The sequence below is a fragment of the Chromobacterium subtsugae genome, from assembly GCF_001676875.1.
Lineage (GTDB): Bacteria > Pseudomonadota > Gammaproteobacteria > Burkholderiales > Chromobacteriaceae > Chromobacterium > Chromobacterium subtsugae.
This window is the reverse complement of the sequence record NZ_JYKA01000006.1, coordinates 246,638-261,351: the sequence shown is the minus strand read 5'-3', so window position 1 is coordinate 261,351 and position 14,714 is coordinate 246,638. Positions and strand designations below refer to the sequence as shown.

The 14,714-nt window shown below is 63.7% G+C and carries 13 protein-coding genes; 4 read left to right on the top strand and 9 right to left on the bottom strand.

What is annotated here, in order from left to right; translation table 11 throughout:
• Positions 1-192: 192 nt before the first annotated feature.
• From MY55_RS10715 to MY55_RS10705, 3 genes are read right to left on the bottom strand one after another with little or no spacing between them, the layout of a single operon-like run.
• Positions 193-696 carry a DUF934 domain-containing protein gene (locus MY55_RS10715; RefSeq protein ID WP_047236356.1) on the bottom strand — a complete coding sequence of 168 codons (504 nt, stop codon included), beginning with the start codon at positions 694-696 and terminating at the stop codon, positions 193-195.
• Positions 680-2,338, bottom strand: a complete 1,659-nt coding sequence (locus tag MY55_RS10710; protein WP_047236355.1) for a nitrite/sulfite reductase — start codon at positions 2,336-2,338, stop codon at positions 680-682. The genes MY55_RS10715 and MY55_RS10710 overlap by 17 nt, the downstream gene beginning before the upstream one ends.
• A 44-nt stretch (positions 2,339-2,382) precedes the next feature.
• Positions 2,383-3,087 carry a phosphoadenylyl-sulfate reductase gene (locus tag MY55_RS10705; RefSeq protein WP_043576359.1) on the bottom strand — a complete coding sequence of 235 codons (705 nt, stop codon included), beginning with the start codon at positions 3,085-3,087 and terminating at the stop codon, positions 2,383-2,385.
• A gap of 112 nt (positions 3,088-3,199) precedes the next feature.
• Here MY55_RS10705 and cysB point away from each other — a divergent pair, with 112 nt between their 5' ends.
• Positions 3,200-4,144: an HTH-type transcriptional regulator CysB gene (gene cysB, locus MY55_RS10700; RefSeq protein WP_043576361.1), complete on the top strand. Its 945-nt coding sequence runs from the start codon at positions 3,200-3,202 to the stop codon at positions 4,142-4,144.
• 67 nt (positions 4,145-4,211) lie between these two features.
• On the opposite strand, the gene fabG is transcribed toward cysB, so the two are convergent.
• Positions 4,212-4,952: a 3-oxoacyl-ACP reductase FabG gene (fabG, locus tag MY55_RS10695; protein WP_043576363.1), complete on the bottom strand. Its 741-nt coding sequence runs from the start codon at positions 4,950-4,952 to the stop codon at positions 4,212-4,214.
• Between the two features lie 211 nt (positions 4,953-5,163).
• Positions 5,164-6,795, bottom strand: coding sequence for an ABC-F family ATPase (locus MY55_RS10690; protein ID WP_043576366.1), 1,632 nt, complete (start codon positions 6,793-6,795; stop codon positions 5,164-5,166).
• Positions 6,796-6,969: 174 nt separating this feature from the next.
• Here MY55_RS10690 and dapA point away from each other — a divergent pair, with 174 nt between their 5' ends.
• Both dapA and bamC read left to right on the top strand, forming a co-directional pair.
• Positions 6,970-7,845: a 4-hydroxy-tetrahydrodipicolinate synthase gene (dapA, locus tag MY55_RS10685; RefSeq protein ID WP_043576369.1), complete on the top strand. Its 876-nt coding sequence runs from the start codon at positions 6,970-6,972 to the stop codon at positions 7,843-7,845.
• Between the two features lie 26 nt (positions 7,846-7,871).
• Complete coding sequence (gene bamC, locus MY55_RS10680; RefSeq protein ID WP_043576373.1) at positions 7,872-8,990, top strand: outer membrane protein assembly factor BamC; 1,119 nt, start codon at positions 7,872-7,874, stop codon at positions 8,988-8,990.
• A 727-nt stretch (positions 8,991-9,717) separates the two neighbouring features.
• Here the strand turns inward: bamC and MY55_RS10675 are convergent.
• The gene (locus tag MY55_RS10675; protein WP_043576376.1) at positions 9,718-10,851 is read right to left on the bottom strand and encodes a ribosomal protein uL16 3-hydroxylase; all 1,134 of its coding nucleotides are present in this window, start codon (positions 10,849-10,851) and stop codon (positions 9,718-9,720) included.
• Between the two features lie 142 nt (positions 10,852-10,993).
• On the opposite strand from MY55_RS10675, the gene MY55_RS10670 reads away from it, so the two are divergent.
• Complete coding sequence (locus MY55_RS10670; protein ID WP_043576379.1) at positions 10,994-11,473, top strand: FKBP-type peptidyl-prolyl cis-trans isomerase; 480 nt, start codon at positions 10,994-10,996, stop codon at positions 11,471-11,473.
• 68 nt (positions 11,474-11,541) lie between these two features.
• Here the strand turns inward: MY55_RS10670 and MY55_RS10665 are convergent, their stop codons facing one another.
• Genes MY55_RS10665 through mgtE form a run of 3 tightly spaced genes read right to left on the bottom strand, consistent with a single transcriptional unit; the run spans position 11,542 to position 14,566 of the window.
• Positions 11,542-12,291, bottom strand: coding sequence for a phosphatase PAP2 family protein (locus MY55_RS10665; RefSeq protein ID WP_047238547.1), 750 nt, complete (start codon positions 12,289-12,291; stop codon positions 11,542-11,544).
• Between the two features lie 3 nt (positions 12,292-12,294).
• Positions 12,295-13,113 (bottom strand): peptide chain release factor N(5)-glutamine methyltransferase, encoded by an 819-nt coding sequence (prmC, locus tag MY55_RS10660; RefSeq protein ID WP_047244407.1) that lies wholly within the window; start codon positions 13,111-13,113, stop codon positions 12,295-12,297.
• 10 nt (positions 13,114-13,123) lie between these two features.
• Entirely contained in the window at positions 13,124-14,566 is a 1,443-nt protein-coding gene (mgtE, locus tag MY55_RS10655; protein WP_047238546.1) for a magnesium transporter, read from the bottom strand.
• Between the last annotated feature and the right edge of the window lie 148 nt (positions 14,567-14,714).

Here is a 14,714-nt window from a genome sequence, read left to right as displayed (position 1 = left end):
CCACGCGAACAAGTTGACTGCAAACATCAGAGATGGCTACATGCTGTGTTAATGCAGTTAACCCGCACTATAGGAATGCAGCAACACCATGTCAACACGGGGCACGGCGCAAAGTCATTATAGCGTTGCATAAATACATCACATTTCGCTAATGATTTGCGCAACCTGTCTCCCCTATGCGACACATTACTGTTATGTGACGCGTCTGCGAAACAGTGGCAATGGCTGTCGATATGTTACTTGATAGCTATCGCTGAAAGTATTGTAATAATCACCATCCCCCAGCGCTTTGCCATCCTTGATCTGGAAAGCATCGAACCCCACCTGCCACAAGGGTCGGATCAAATCCGCCCACACATCGCCCACCGCTCTCAGCTCGCCGGCATAATCATAGCGTTCGCGCAGCAGCCTGGCGAGGCTGTATCCACGGCCGTCGGTGAATGCCGGAAAGTCAATGGCAATCAGGACAAGGTCGGCCAGGTACGGCTCCAGCAGCGCCGGATCGTCGTCCGGCGCCAGGCACACCCCGACCCGGCCGCCGCGCGCCTGCCATTTGCCGGCATCCGCCAGCCAAGCGACCAGCGGGACGATCACGTCGCTATCGGCGGGAGATGCCGGCAAGGCGCCCTGCTCGTCCGGCAGCAAGCGCGTCCAGCCGTCCGCGCGGATGCGTCCATCCTTAATGTACTGGGGCATACACCCTCTCCTTGAAAGGCTCCACGCCGACGCGGCGCAGCGTATCGATAAAGGGCTCGCCCACCTGGCGGCGCTCCAGGTAGACCTGCATGATTTTCGAGAACGCGCGCGGCACATCGGCCTGGGCGAACGAGGGGCCGATCACCTTGCCTATGGTGGTATCCCGCCCCTGGCTGCCGCCCAGCGTGATCTGGTACCACTCCTCGCCGTTCTTGTCGACGCCGAGAATGCCGATATTGCCGATATGGTGGTGGCCGCAGGCATTCATGCAGCCGGAGAAGTTGCAGGCGATGTCGCCCAGGTCGTACAGGTAGTCCAGGTCGTCGAAGGTCTGCTGGATGGCGTTGGCCACCGGGATGGAACGGGCATTGGCCAGCGAGCAGAAGTCGCCGCCGGGGCAGCTGATGATGTCGGTCAAGAGGCCGATATTGGGCGTGGCCATCCGCGCCTGGCGCGCCTCCAGCCACAAGGCGTGCAGATCCTTCTGCGCCACGTCCGGCAACACCAGGTTCTGCTCGTGCGCCACCCGCAATTCGCCGAAGCCGAAGCGGTCGGCCCAGTCGGCGGCGGCGTCCATCTGCGCGTCGGTGATGTCTCCGGGCGGCGCGCCGGTTTCCTTCAACGACAGGATCACCGAGCGGTAGCCCGTCTGGCGGTGGGGCCGGGTATTGCGCTCATACCAGCGGGCGAAAGCCTTGTCTTCGGCCAGCGCCGATCGCAGCGCTTCCGGCATGTCCGCCAGCGGCTGGTAGTCCGGATCGACGAAGAAGCTGGCGTAATGGGCGACGTCCTCATCGCGCAAGGTGGACGGGCCGTCCTTCAGGTGCAGCCATTCGTCCTCGACCTTGGCGGCGAAGCCTTCGCGCGTCATCGCCTTGACCAGGATCTTGATGCGCGCCTTGTATTTGTTGTCGCGGCGGCCGAAGCGGTTGTACACCCGCAGCACCGCGTCCAGATAGGTCAAGAGATGCTGGCGCGGCAGGAATTCGCGCACCACCTCGCCCACCATGGGCGTGCGGCCCAGGCCGCCGCCCACCATCACGCGGAAGCCCACTTCGCCGGCTTCGTTGCGGCTGACATGCAGGCCGATGTCGTGGACCATGGTGGCGGCGCGGTCTTCCTCGCTGCCCGATACCGCGATCTTGAACTTGCGCGGCAGGAAGCTGAACTCCGGGTGCATGGTGCTCCACTGGCGGATGATCTCGCAGTAGGGGCGCGGGTCGAACAGCTGGTCGGCCGCCACGCCGGCGAAGGCGTCGGTGGTGGTGTTGCGCACGCAGTTGCCGGAAGTCTGGATCGCGTGCATCTCCACTGTCGACAGTTCTTCCAGGATGTCCGGCACGCTGGAGAGCGCCGGCCAGTTGAACTGGATGTTCTGCCGGGTGGTGAGGTGGCCGTAGCCCTTGTCGTAGCGGCGGGCGATGTCGGCCAGCTTGCGCAGCTGCTCGCTGCGCAGATGGCCGTAGGGAATGGCCACCCGCAACATCGGCGCGTGGCGCTGGATATAGAGACCATTCATCAGCCGCAGCGGCCGGAATTCGTCTTCGGACAGCTCGCCTGCCAGGAAACGGCGGGTCTGGTCGCGGAACTGGGCGACGCGTTCCTTCACCAGGCGATGGTCTACTTCGTCATATCGATACATGTTTGGATTCCAGCGGGAATGCCGACGGCTGCGGGCCGGCAGGATCAGACGGGGCGTTGCAGCGGGCTGGCTTTCACATGCAGCCCGCATTCCTTGGTTTCCGGGTTTTCCCACCACCAGCGGCCGGCGCGGATATCCTCGCCGACGCTGATCGCGCGGGTACAGGGCGCGCAGCCTATCGACGGGTAATGGCGGTCGTGCAGCGCGTTGTACGGCACCTGGCGTTCGCGCAGGTACTGCCATACCTCGGCCTCGGTCCAGTCCAGCAGCGGGCTGAACTTCTGCAAGCCGTTGTCGGCGTCGTATTCCTGGCTGGCCAGATCCTGCCGGGTCGGGGACTGTTCGCGCCGCAGGCCGGTGATCCAGGCCGAGCGGCCCGCCAGCGCGCGCCTGAGCGGCTCGATCTTGCGCACCTGGCAACAGGACTTGCGCAGATCGACGCTTTGGTAGAAACCATTGATGCCGTGCAGGTTGACGTATTGCTCGGTGGCGGCGGTGTCGGGGAAATAGACCCTGACCGGGTGCCCGGGGTAGCGTTCAGCCACCTGCTGCATCAACGCGTAGGTTTCCGCCGGCAGCCGGCCGGTATCTAGGCTGAAGCTCTGCAGCGGCAGGCCCAGGCTGGCGATCAGGTCGGTCAGCACCATGTCTTCGGCGCCGTAGCTGTTGGCCAGCGCCGCGTCGGGATGCGCTTGGGCTATGGTTTTCAGCAGGGCCGTGGTGGCGGCGAGTTTGGACTCCAGGCTCATCGAGCGCTCCGGGGTTGGTTCGAGGGTATCCTAACCAAAGCGCTTATAAACCTAAAAGAATATTGTGTTAGTATTTAATTACTACAGGTTTTATAGAGGGCAGGCCGACAAAATGAAGCTACAACAACTTCGCTACCTGGTGGAAGTGGCCAAGCAGGGGCTGAACGTTTCCGAAGCCGCTGAGAAGCTGCACACCTCGCAGCCCGGCATATCCAAGCAGATCCGCCTGCTGGAGGACGAGCTGGGCATCCAGGTGTTCATCCGCAACGGCAAGCGGGTGGTGTCGGTGTCCGAGCCGGGCAAGGAAGTGCTGCGCATTTCCGAGCGCATCCTGCGCGAAGCGCAAAATCTCAAGCGGGTCGGCGACGAATTCTCCCGCGAGTCGGAAGGCGCGCTGACCATCGCCACCACCCACACCCAGGCGCGCTACGCGCTGCCGCAGGCCATCGCCGAATTCGTGCGCCGCTATCCCAAGGTGCGGCTGTCGCTGAAACAGGGCAGCCCGACGCAGATCTGCGAAATGGTGGTGTCCGGCGAAGCCGACCTCGCCATCGCCACCGAGGGCATCTCGCTGTACAAGGAACTGGCGATGCTGCCCTGTTATGAGTGGAACCGCTCGGTGGTAGTGCCGCGCGGCCACCCGCTCAGCCAGCTGGACCGCAAGATGACGCTGGCCGACATCGCCGACTACCCGATCGTCACCTACGATTTCGCCTTCGCCGGCCGCTCCAAGATCAACAAATCGTTCGCCGACCAGGGCCTGACGCCCAATGTGGTGCTGACCGCCATCGACACCGACGTGATCAAGACCTACGTCTCGCTCGGCCTCGGCATCGGCATCATCGCCAGTATGGCCTTCGAGCCGGAACGCGACCAGAACCTGGTGGCGATCGACGCCGGCCACCTGTTCGAGCCGTCGACCACCAAGATCGGCATCCGCAAGGACGCCTATCTGCGCGGTTTCGCCTACACTTTCGTCGAGCTGTTCGCGCCGCACCTGCACCGCCGCGAGGTGGATTCCGCGCTGCTGGCCCACGAGGGCGAGCTGGACGACTAGCCGCATCCGCGCCGCCAACGACAACGCCCCGGCAAGCCGGGGCGTTTTTCATGGACGGACCGGGCGCTTACAGCGTCAGGCCGCCTGTCACCTCGATCGCGGCGCCGTTGATGTAGCTGGCCTCGTCCGACGCCAGGAAGGCGTAAACGTTGGCGATCTCCGCCGGATCGGCCATGCGGCGCATCGGCACCTTGTCTTCCATAGCCTGCAGCACCTTCTCCGGCATCGCCTTCAGAATGGGGGTGGCGACGAAGCCCGGGCACACCGCATTGGCGCGGATGCCCTTCTTGCCCAGCTCCTTGGCCCAGGTCTTGACGAAGCCGATCACGCCAAACTTGGCCGCAGCGTAGTTGGTTTGGCCGAAGTTGCCGTAGACGCCCACCACCGACGAGGCGTTCAGAATCACGCCGCCGCCCTGCTCCACCATGGTGTCCACCACGGCGCGGGCACAGTTGTAGACGCCCTTCAGGTTGATGTCGATCACCTTGTCGAACTGGTCTTCGCTCATCTTGATCAACTGCGCGTCCTGGACGATGCCGGCGTTGTTGACCAATACGTCGATGCGGCCGCAGCGGGTTTTCAAGTCGGCCACCATGTCGGCGATCTGGGCCTTGTCGGTCACATCCACCCGATAGCCGTAGGCCTCGCCGCCCAGCGCCTTCAGTTCATCGACGACGGTCTTGACCGCGTCCGGGTTCAGGTCGCACACCGCGACGATGGCGCCTTCCTTGACGAATTTCTCGGCGGTGGCCTTGCCGATGCCGCTGGCCGAACCGGTGATGATGGACACTTTCCCTTTTAAACGCATGGTATTCCCTTCTTTCACTTTGCAGATCTCACCAGGTCACCAGGACGGATGAGCACGTGATGTCTCCAGCATCGGCCTTCCTGGCCGGGTCCCTGATTATTGTTGTCGCGCCGGGGACGGCGCCCATGAAAAAGCGGGAGTTTGTGCACCGCAATATAGCGCACGCCCTCCCGCCGGTAAAGCTACGGCCTGTGACAGACCGTATCCAAATTTACTCCAGACCCTTGCTGGCCAGGTAATCTTCGTAATTGCCGGTGTAGTAGTCGTAGCCGCCCTTGCCGTCCAGCTCCAGCACATGGGTGGCCAGGCTGCTGACGAACTGGCGGTCGTGCGAAACGAAGATCAGCGTGCCCTTGTACTTTTCCAGCGCCATGTTCAGGGATTCGATCGACTCCATGTCCATGTGGTTGGTCGGCTCGTCCATGATCATCACGTTCGGCTTCTGCAGGATCAGCTTGCCGTACAGCATGCGGCCCTTCTCGCCGCCCGACAGCACGCGCACCGCCTTGCCCACTTCGTCGCCGCCGAACAAGAGCCGGCCCAGCGTGCCGCGGATCACCTGCTCGTCGTCGCCTTCCTGGCCCCACTCGCGCATCCACTCGGTCAGCGTCATGTCGGAGTCGAAATCGGCTTCATGGTCCTGGGCGAAGTAGCCGATCTGCGCCTTTTCCGCCCACTTGATGCTGCCGTAGTCGGCGCTCAGGCCTTCGGCGAACTTGGCTTCGAAGGCGCCGGCCAACAGCTTGACCAGCGAGGTCTTGCCGGCGCCGTTCGGCCCGATGACGGCCAGGCGCGCGCCGGCTTCCAGAATCAGGTTCAAATCCTTGAAGAGCACCTTGTTCTCATAAGCCTTGTTCAGGCTCTCCACCTCCACCGCCTGACGGTGCAGCTTGAACTTGTCGTCCATTTCGAAGCGGATGAACGGGTTCTGGCGGCTGGATGGCTTCACTTCCACCATCTCGGACTTCAGCTTGTCCACCTGCTTCAGACGGCTGGTTGCCTGGCGGGCCTTGGACTTGTTGGCGGAGAAGCGGGCCACAAACTCCTGCAGCTCCTGGATCCGCTCCTTGGCCTTGCTGTTGGACGACAGCTGGCGCTCGCGCGCCTGAGCCGACGCGATCATGTAGTCGTCGTAGTTGCCCGGGTAGATGCGGATGGTGTTGTAGTCCAGGTCCGCCATGTGGGTGCACACCGAGTTCAGGAAGTGGCGGTCGTGCGAAATGATGATCATGGTGGAGTTGCGCTCGTTCAGCACATGCTCCAGCCAGCGGATGGTGTTGATGTCCAGGTTGTTGGTCGGTTCGTCCAGCAACAGGATGTCCGGATTGGAGAACAGCGCCTGCGCCAGCAGCACCCGCAGCTTCCAGCCCGGGGCCACTTCGCTCATCGGGCCGAAATGCTGCTCCACCGGAATGCCGACGCCCATCAGGAGCTCGCCGGCGCGCGCCTCGGCGGTGTAGCCGTCGTACTCGGCGAACTTGGCTTCCAGTTCGGCCGCGTGCATGTAATCGTCTTCGGTGGCTTCCAGATTGGCGTAGATGGCGTCGCGTTCGCTCATCGCCGCCCACATCTCGGTATGGCCCATCATCACCACGTCGATCACGCGCTGATCTTCGTAGCCGAACTGGTCCTGGCGCAGTTTGCCGAGGCGCAGGCCGTTTTCGATGGCCACTTCGCCGGCGGTCTGTTCCAGGTCGCCGCCCAGAATCTTCATGAAAGTGGATTTGCCGGAACCGTTGGCGCCGATCAGGCCGTAACGGTTGCCTTCGCCGAATTTGACGGAAACCTTCTCGAACAAGGGTTTCACGCCAAACTGCATGGTAATGTTGCTTGTGGTAATCACGCTGTGGGATCCTTCAGCCAGCTCGCCGTAAGTATCGGAAAAACGTAGGATTCTAGCACAATCGCCCGGCATTCCCGAAGCCCCCGCCGCCGCTTCGCCACGAACTTTTGCCAGCCAGACGAATTCCGCTACAATCGTAAACCTTGTAAATCCTTATCCCAGATAGGCAGAACTATGCTTACCGGCAGCTTGGTAGCTCTGGTCACACCGATGTCGCAGGATGGCGCGGTGGACTTCGCAGCGTTGCAACGATTGGTTGAGTTCCACATCGAAAACGGCACTGCCGGCATCGTCGCCGTCGGCACCACCGGCGAATCGGCCACGTTGTCTGTGGAAGAACACATCGAAGTGGTCGCCGCCGTAGTCAAATACGCCGCCGGACGCGTCAAGGTCATCGCCGGAGCCGGCGGCAACGCCACCGCCGAAGCCATCGAACTGGGACAGCGCTCGGCCGACGCCGGCGCCGACATGGTGCTGTCGGTGGTGCCCTACTACAACAAGCCCACCCAGGAAGGCATCTACCAGCACTTCAAGGCCATCGCCGACGCGAGCCCGCTGCCGGTCATCCTTTATAATGTCCCCGGCCGCACCGTCGCCGACATGAGCAACGACACCGCGCTGCGCCTGGCCGAGCACCCGAACATCGTCGGCCTGAAGGACGCCACCGGCGACATCGGCCGCGCCTGCGACCTGGCGCTGCGCGCGCCGAAGGATTTCGCGCTGTACTCCGGCGACGACGCCACCGGCATGGCGTTCATGCTGTGCGGCGGCCATGGCGTGATCTCTGTCACCGCCAATATCGCGCCCAAGCAAATGAGCGCGCTGTGCGTGGCCGCCACCTCCGGCGACGCGCGCCAGGCCCGCGCGATCAACGACAAGCTGCAAGGCCTGCACAAGCAGCTGTTCATCGAACCCAACCCTATCCCGGCCAAGTGGGCCCTCGTCCGGATGCAACACATCCGCGAAGGCATCCGCCTGCCGCTCACCCCGCTCAGCCAAGCTGCCGAGGCAGCCGTCGAAGCGGCCCTGAAACAAGCAGAAATCCTTTGATCATCCCCTGCACGATGGGAGTCCGCATGAAACACAGCGCGTCCGTCGCGATTCTGTTGGCAACTGGCATGATGGCCGCTTGCAGCACCCCGCAACCGCTTAGCAAGCCTCTGGATTATCAGTCCGACGCCCCGAAAGCCACGGCTAACAGCCTGGAGGTGCCGCCGGATCTGACCACCCCGCAGATCCAGAACAAGTACAACCTGCCCGGCGGCGTCACGACCGCCAGCGCCGATCCCGCCGTCGCCGCCGCCACGTCCCCGATCGCCATCAATCAACTGGACAAGGTGCGCATGGAGCGCGCCGGCACCCAGCGCTGGCTGCTGGTCGGCGACAAAAAGGCCGCCGAACTGTGGCCGGTGCTGAAGGCCTTCTGGCAAGAAAACGGCTTCGTCATCAAAACCGAAGACCCGAGCGTCGGCATCATGGAAACCGACTGGGCGGAAAACCGCGCCAAACTGCCCAACGACGGCCTGCGCAAACTGCTGGAAACCGTCGGCCTGGGCAGCGTCTACTCCACCGGCGAACGCGACAAGTTCCGCATCCGCCTGGAAAACACGCCGCAAGGCACCGAGGTTTACTTCTCACACCGCGGCATGGAAGAGGTCTACGCCGACAACAGCAAGACCAACACCATCTGGCAGGCTCGCCCGACCGACCCCAATCTGGAAGCCGAGCTGCTGGGCCGCTTCATGATCCGCCTGGGCATGACCGAAGAGAAAGCCAAGGCGCAGGTTCAGCAAACGCTGGCCAAGCCGGCCAAGCCGCAAGACCCTATCGTAGACGGCCAACTGCAGCTGGCCGACGGCTTCGACCGCGCCTGGCGCCGCGTAGGCCTGGCGCTGGACCGCGTCGGCCTGATCGTCACCGACCGCGACCGCTCGCAAGGCCTGTACTACGTGAAGCCGGCCAAGGGCGAGACCGACAGCAAGGAAGACTCCGGCAGCGGCTTCTGGTCCAGCCTGGCTTTCTGGAAGAGCGGCGACGGCAAGGCGGTGAAACCGACCGAGCAGGAATACCGCATCAAGCTGCTGGAACAGACCGGCGGCAGCACCACGCTGCAAATTCAGGACAAGCAGGGCAAGCCGCTGTCCGACGACTTCGTCAAAGCCGCGCTGGGCAAGCTGCAAACCGAGCTGCAATAACGCAACAACCGGCAGGCGAAAAAACAACAGCCCGCGATAGCGGGCTGTTTTTTATGCTGGACACATCTGTTTATCAGGCAGAATGGGGCTGAGGCCCTAATTACAACCACTCCGCGCCATGCGGGCCGCAATATGTAACGTTTTGTATTCGGCGGCAATATCTGTGGCTTTTCCACCAAATTTACAACTATCGCTAACAAGCCGCCGGAAGACAGACGCAAAAAAACCGGCCGAAGCCGGTTTTTTCGATGTTGCTCGCCGCGAATTACTTAGCAGCGGAAGCAGCCGGAGCGGAAGCGTCAGCAGCCGGAGCGGAAGCAGCCGGAGCGGAAGCTTCAGCGGCCGGAGCGGAAGCGGCCGGAGCGGAAGCTTCAACTGCGGGAGCGGAAGCTTCAGCCGGAGCTTCTTTCTTACCGCAAGCGGACAGGGCTACGGCCAGCAGGGCAGCAACGAGGAGCGACTGTTTCATTTTTTCTTTACCTTTGAGGATAAGTTGAACAAGACGTCAGTTATCGCACGGTCTCGACAATAAGCCGGGCGACTGAAAATCCATCAGTGAGCAAATTGTATCACGAAAAAAATAGCTGTATAGAGGGCAAAAATCTAAAAAAACCACATTGCCAATCTAAGCCGGGCAATGGATGGCGCGGACACAAAAACGGGCGTTTACCCCCCAAATGCAGCCGTCCATCGCGTTGCCGATTCGATACAAGCGCAAAAACTGTTGCTATTGTGCTACATCAGTCAGCAAATGCCAATAACCTGACAGATAGCCATCGTACAAAGAAGCCAGCATATCGGCCGAGAATGTCCCCGGCGCCAGCTTGCGCTGGTTGGCGAATTGCCGCCAATGCGCGAAATCGCCGGCGTCCGCCGCCAGTTTCTCGCCGTTGCAGTAGACGCAGTCGTCGCAGAACAGGATCTGGCTCTTGCGATCCAGCGCCAGCCCCTGGCTCGCCAGCGCCTCGGCGAACTCGTCCTCGTCCAGTTCCTCCTCCGGCGCATCGTAGAACACATGCGCCTTGGGTTCGGTCAGATAGTGGCCGAGAAAGTCGCATACCGTGTCCTTGTCCCAGCGGATGCGCGACAGCAGGCCGGACACCTGTTCAATCATTTCCGCGCTGATGCGCGCAGGATCGGCTTGCAGCTTCAGGTTCGGGTCGGCGTACACGCCGTCCAGGCACATCCGGTCCTGCAGATAGACCAGGAACTGGGTCGCCAGCTCCTGCGCGGGCGGCGCGCGGAAACCTATCGAATAGGTCATGCCCGGCTCCAGCGCCACGCCGTGGTGCGCATAGTGCGGCGGCAGGTACAGCATGTCGCCGTGCTCCAGCACGAACTCCTCCTCCACCCGGAAGTCTTTCAATACGCGGATGGGGGCATCCTCGATGAAATCGTCGTCGTGCTGCGCCGAGATCTGCCAGCGCTTGCGCCCGCCCACCTGCAGCAGGAACACGTCATAGGCGTCGAAGTGCGGCCCCACCGTGCCGCCGGGCGGCGCATAGCTGATCATCAGATCGTCCAGCCTGGCATAAGGGATGAAATTGAAGCGCCACAGAATCTCGTCGATATGCGGCAGATGGTGGTTCACCCCCTGCACCAACAGGGTCCAGTCGGTTTCCGCCAGCCGGCGGAAACGGGAAGCGCGGAACGGGCCCCGCTCCAGATGCCAGCGCCCCCGCTTGAATTCGATGAGCCTGGACTCCGCGTCGTCGCGCTGCGCCAGCTCGGACAAAACGGAGAAATCGACGTGCGGGCCGACATCGGTCAAGGCGCCGCGGATCAGCAGCGGCTTCTTGTGCCAGTATTCGGCCAGGAATTGTTCGGGCGACATGCCGCCCAGTAGAGTTGTCGTGTTCATTGCGGTGTCACGGGACCTAAGATGCCCGTCTATGGTTTACAATACGGCCAGGCGCGCGAGCGCGCTATCTTGCGGTGGAAGGAACACCCTCGGGACCGTCCCTGTCAAGTTTTTTTCACCATCCCTCACGGATATCCAACTCATGCAAATCGCCAAAAACACCATCGTCACCCTCCACTACGAGATGTTCGATGTCGACAACAACCTCCTCGACAAGACCGAAGAGCCGATCAGCTACCTGCACGGCGGCTACGACGGCATCTTCCCGCTGGTGGAAGAAGCGCTGGAAGGCAAGAACGTTGGCGAATCCGTCGACGTGAAGCTGACTGCCGACGACGCTTTCGGCGATCCGGAAGAAGAGCTGGTCCGCGTGGAAGACCTGGAAGTGTTCCCGGCCGATGTCGAAATCGGCATGGTGTTCGAAGCTGACGATCCGGAAACCGGCGAACTGCTGCTGTTCCGCGTCACCGACATCGCCGACGGCAAGGCCATCGTCGACGCCAACCACCCGCTGGCCGGCCAGAGCATCCGCTTCGCCGCCAAGGTGGTGGAAGTCCGCGCCGCCTCCGCCGAAGAAATCAGCCATGGCCACGCCCACGGCGAACACGGCCATCATCATTGATGCGCCGCGGGCGGCATGAAACGCCATAGCCGCCCCAGGGCGGGCCCGGAGGCCCGCCCTTGTCTTTTCTAGTGGCCCGAGCGGCCCAGCCTGACAAATCCCCACAGCAGCACGGCGGCCCCGATCGCCACCCGCAGCCAGTACTCGGCGAACACTCCGTGATGTCCCAATTGCCAGGCCAGCGAGCCGGCCAACAGCACCAGCAGGATCATCCAGGCGGTCCGGGTGATGTCGCGCGCCCAGCCGCCGGGCCAAGCGTGGCGCAGCGCCAGCCGCATCGTCGCCCAGCCCAGCAAGGCGCCGGCCAACAGGTCCAGCGGCCAATGCACGCCGATGGCGATGCGCGACAGCAGCACCGCCGCCGCCAATAGACACCAGGCCGCGGCCCAGCCCCACCTCGCGCCATGCCGGGCGAAGGTGGCCAGCGCCGCCGCCGCCATCGCGTGGCCGGATGGGAAAGAGCCGTTGCCCGGCAGACGGTCCAGCAAATCCACCGCCCCCGGCGGCAGCACCAGCGGCGGCCTGGGCACCGCGAAGCCGGCCTTGAGCGCCACCGCCAGCACGATGGCGGCGACGCTGCCCGCCAGCAGCGCCGGCAGCCGTTGCGGCGCGCGCCAGCTCAGCGCGAGCAGCAAGGCCAGCACCGTCGGCCAATCGCCGAACACGCTGGCGAAACGCCAAAACGGCGCGGGCAGCTGCTGCAGCCAGGGATGGAGCGCCAGAAACAATTGCCGGTTGGCCTCCGGCCACAGCGCGAGGCAGGCGATCGGCGGCGTCAGCAGCCACGCGGGCCAGCAGGATTTCCATCGCGGCGACATCGCTCAGCCCGCTTTGCGCCCGATGGTGACGCGGTCCTGGCCGGCCAGGTCGCGGATGGTTTCCACCTGGCTCAAACCAGAGTCGGCAAACAGCGCCCTCACCGCCTCGCCCTGATCGTAGCCGTGCTCGACCATCAGCCAGCCGCCGTCGGCCAGCCGCGCCGGCGCGCCGGCGGCGATCTCGCGCAGGCAGGCCAGGCCGTCGGCCTCGTCGGTCAGCGCGCCGCGCGGTTCGAAGCGCAGGTCGCCTTCGGCCAGATGATGGTCGCCGCGCTCGATATACGGCGGATTGGACACGATCAAATCGAAGCGAGCGTCGGCGTCCAGCGGGGCGAACCAGCTGCCCAGCCGGAAATCGACGCGGGCAGCCAGCGCATCGGCATTGCCGCGCGCGACAGCCAGCGCGTCGGCGGAGACATCGACCGCCCCCACCGACCAGCCCGGCGCTTCCAGCGCCAGCGTGACGGCGATGATGCCGCTGCCGGTGCCCAGATCCACCGCCCGCGCCGGAGCGGCTGGATCGACGCGGGCCAGCGCCAGCTCGATCAAATGTTCGGTTTCCGGCCGCGGGATCAGCACCGCCGGACTCACCTGGAAATCGCGGCCGTAGAATTCGCGCGCGCCAATCAGATAGGCCATAGGCTCGCCGGCCAGCCGGCGCGCGGCCAGCGCGTCGAAAGCCGCGGCGATATCGGCGGCCAGCTCGCGTTCCGGGTGGCCGACGATGGCGGCATGCGTCAGGCCGGGCCAGACGCGCATCAGCAGCATGCGGCTTTCCAGCCGCGGCAGGGAGTGGCGGCGCAGCGCCTGTTCGATAGTCAGCATCATGTATCTACAATAGGAATAGCGTGGCGAGGCCGAGGAAAATCAGGAAGCCGCCGGAATCGGTGCAGGCGGTGATCAGCACGCTGGAACCCAGCGCCGGGTCCTTGCCCAGCTTCTGCATCAGCGTCGGAATCATCACCCCCATGGTGGCGGCCAACATCAGGTTCAACGTCATCGCCGCCAGCATCACCAGTCCCAGCGAGGCGCTGCCGTACAGCAGCCAGGCGATGGCGCCGATCACGCTGCCCCACACCATGCCGTTGATCACGCTGACGCCCAGCTCCTTGCGCCACAGCCGGCCGGTCTGGCCCATCCGCATCTGGCCCATCGCCAGCGCGCGCACGATCATGGTGATGGTCTGGTTGCCGGAGTTGCCGCCGATGCCGGCGACGATGGGCATCAAGGCCGCCAGCGCCACCAACTGCGCGATGGAGTGCTCGAACGCGCCTATCACCCGCGAGGCGAAGAAGGCGGTGCAAAGATTGATCGCCAGCCACGACCAGCGGTTCTTCACCGAATCCATCACCGGCGCGAACAGGTCTTCCTCTTCCTTCAGGCCGGCCAGGTTCCGCACTTCGCTGTCGGACTCCTCGCGGATCACGTCCACCATCGCGTCCACCGTCAGCCGGCCCAGCAGCACGCCGCGCTCGTCCACCACCGGCGCGGTCACCAAGTCGTAGCGCTCGAACGCCAGAGCGGCGTCCAGCGCCGCCTCGTCGGGGTGGAAGCTCACCACCTCGGTGGCCATTGCCTGCGCCACTTCGGCGTCGGGGTCGGACACCAGCAGCTTGCGGATGGACAGCACGCCCTTCAGCCGGCCGGCTTCGTCGGTGACGAAGATCTTGTCGGTCTGGCCCGGCAATTCGTCGAAGCGCCGCAGGTAGCGCAGCACCACTTCGCAGCTGACATCGGCGCGGATGGTCACCAGCTCGAAATCCATCAGCGCGCCGACGCGGTCGTCGTCGTAGGACAGCACCGCCTGCAACTGGCCGCGCTCTTCCTCGTCCAACCGTCCCATCACCTCGTACACCACCTGGCGCGGCAGGTCCGGCGCCAGTTCGGCCAGCTCGTCGGCCTCCAGGCCGCTCACCGCCGCCACCAGCCGTTCCTGGTCCATCACTTCGACCAGCGATTCGCGCACCGCGTCGGACACCTCCAGCAGGATGGCGCCGCCGCGGGCGGCCTCGGCCATGTCCCAGGCCAGCAGGCGGTCCTCCAGCGGCAGCGCCTCCAGGATGTGGGCGATGTCGGCCGGATGCAGCTGCGCCAGCTTCTGGCGCAATTCGGTCAGATTATGTTGCGGCGCCAGGCCGTCGGCGGCCGCGGATTCGGCCGCGTCCTGGCGCGATACAAGATGTTCCAGCTGGCGTTGGCGCTCGATCAGGCTTTGCACCAGGCCCAGGCTTTCTTGCAGACGATCGGCGGATTGTTGCTTGTAGGCAACCGTCATGCACGTCTCCTTCCGCCCACAGGGCGCACAAGGTGCAGACGGTGTGAGGCGGGCTTATTCGCTAAGGGTGTAACGGGATTGGATTACGGGATAACTGGGTAAGTCCATTGCGCTCACCGCGGCTTGCGCGCGGCAACCGGAAAGAAAG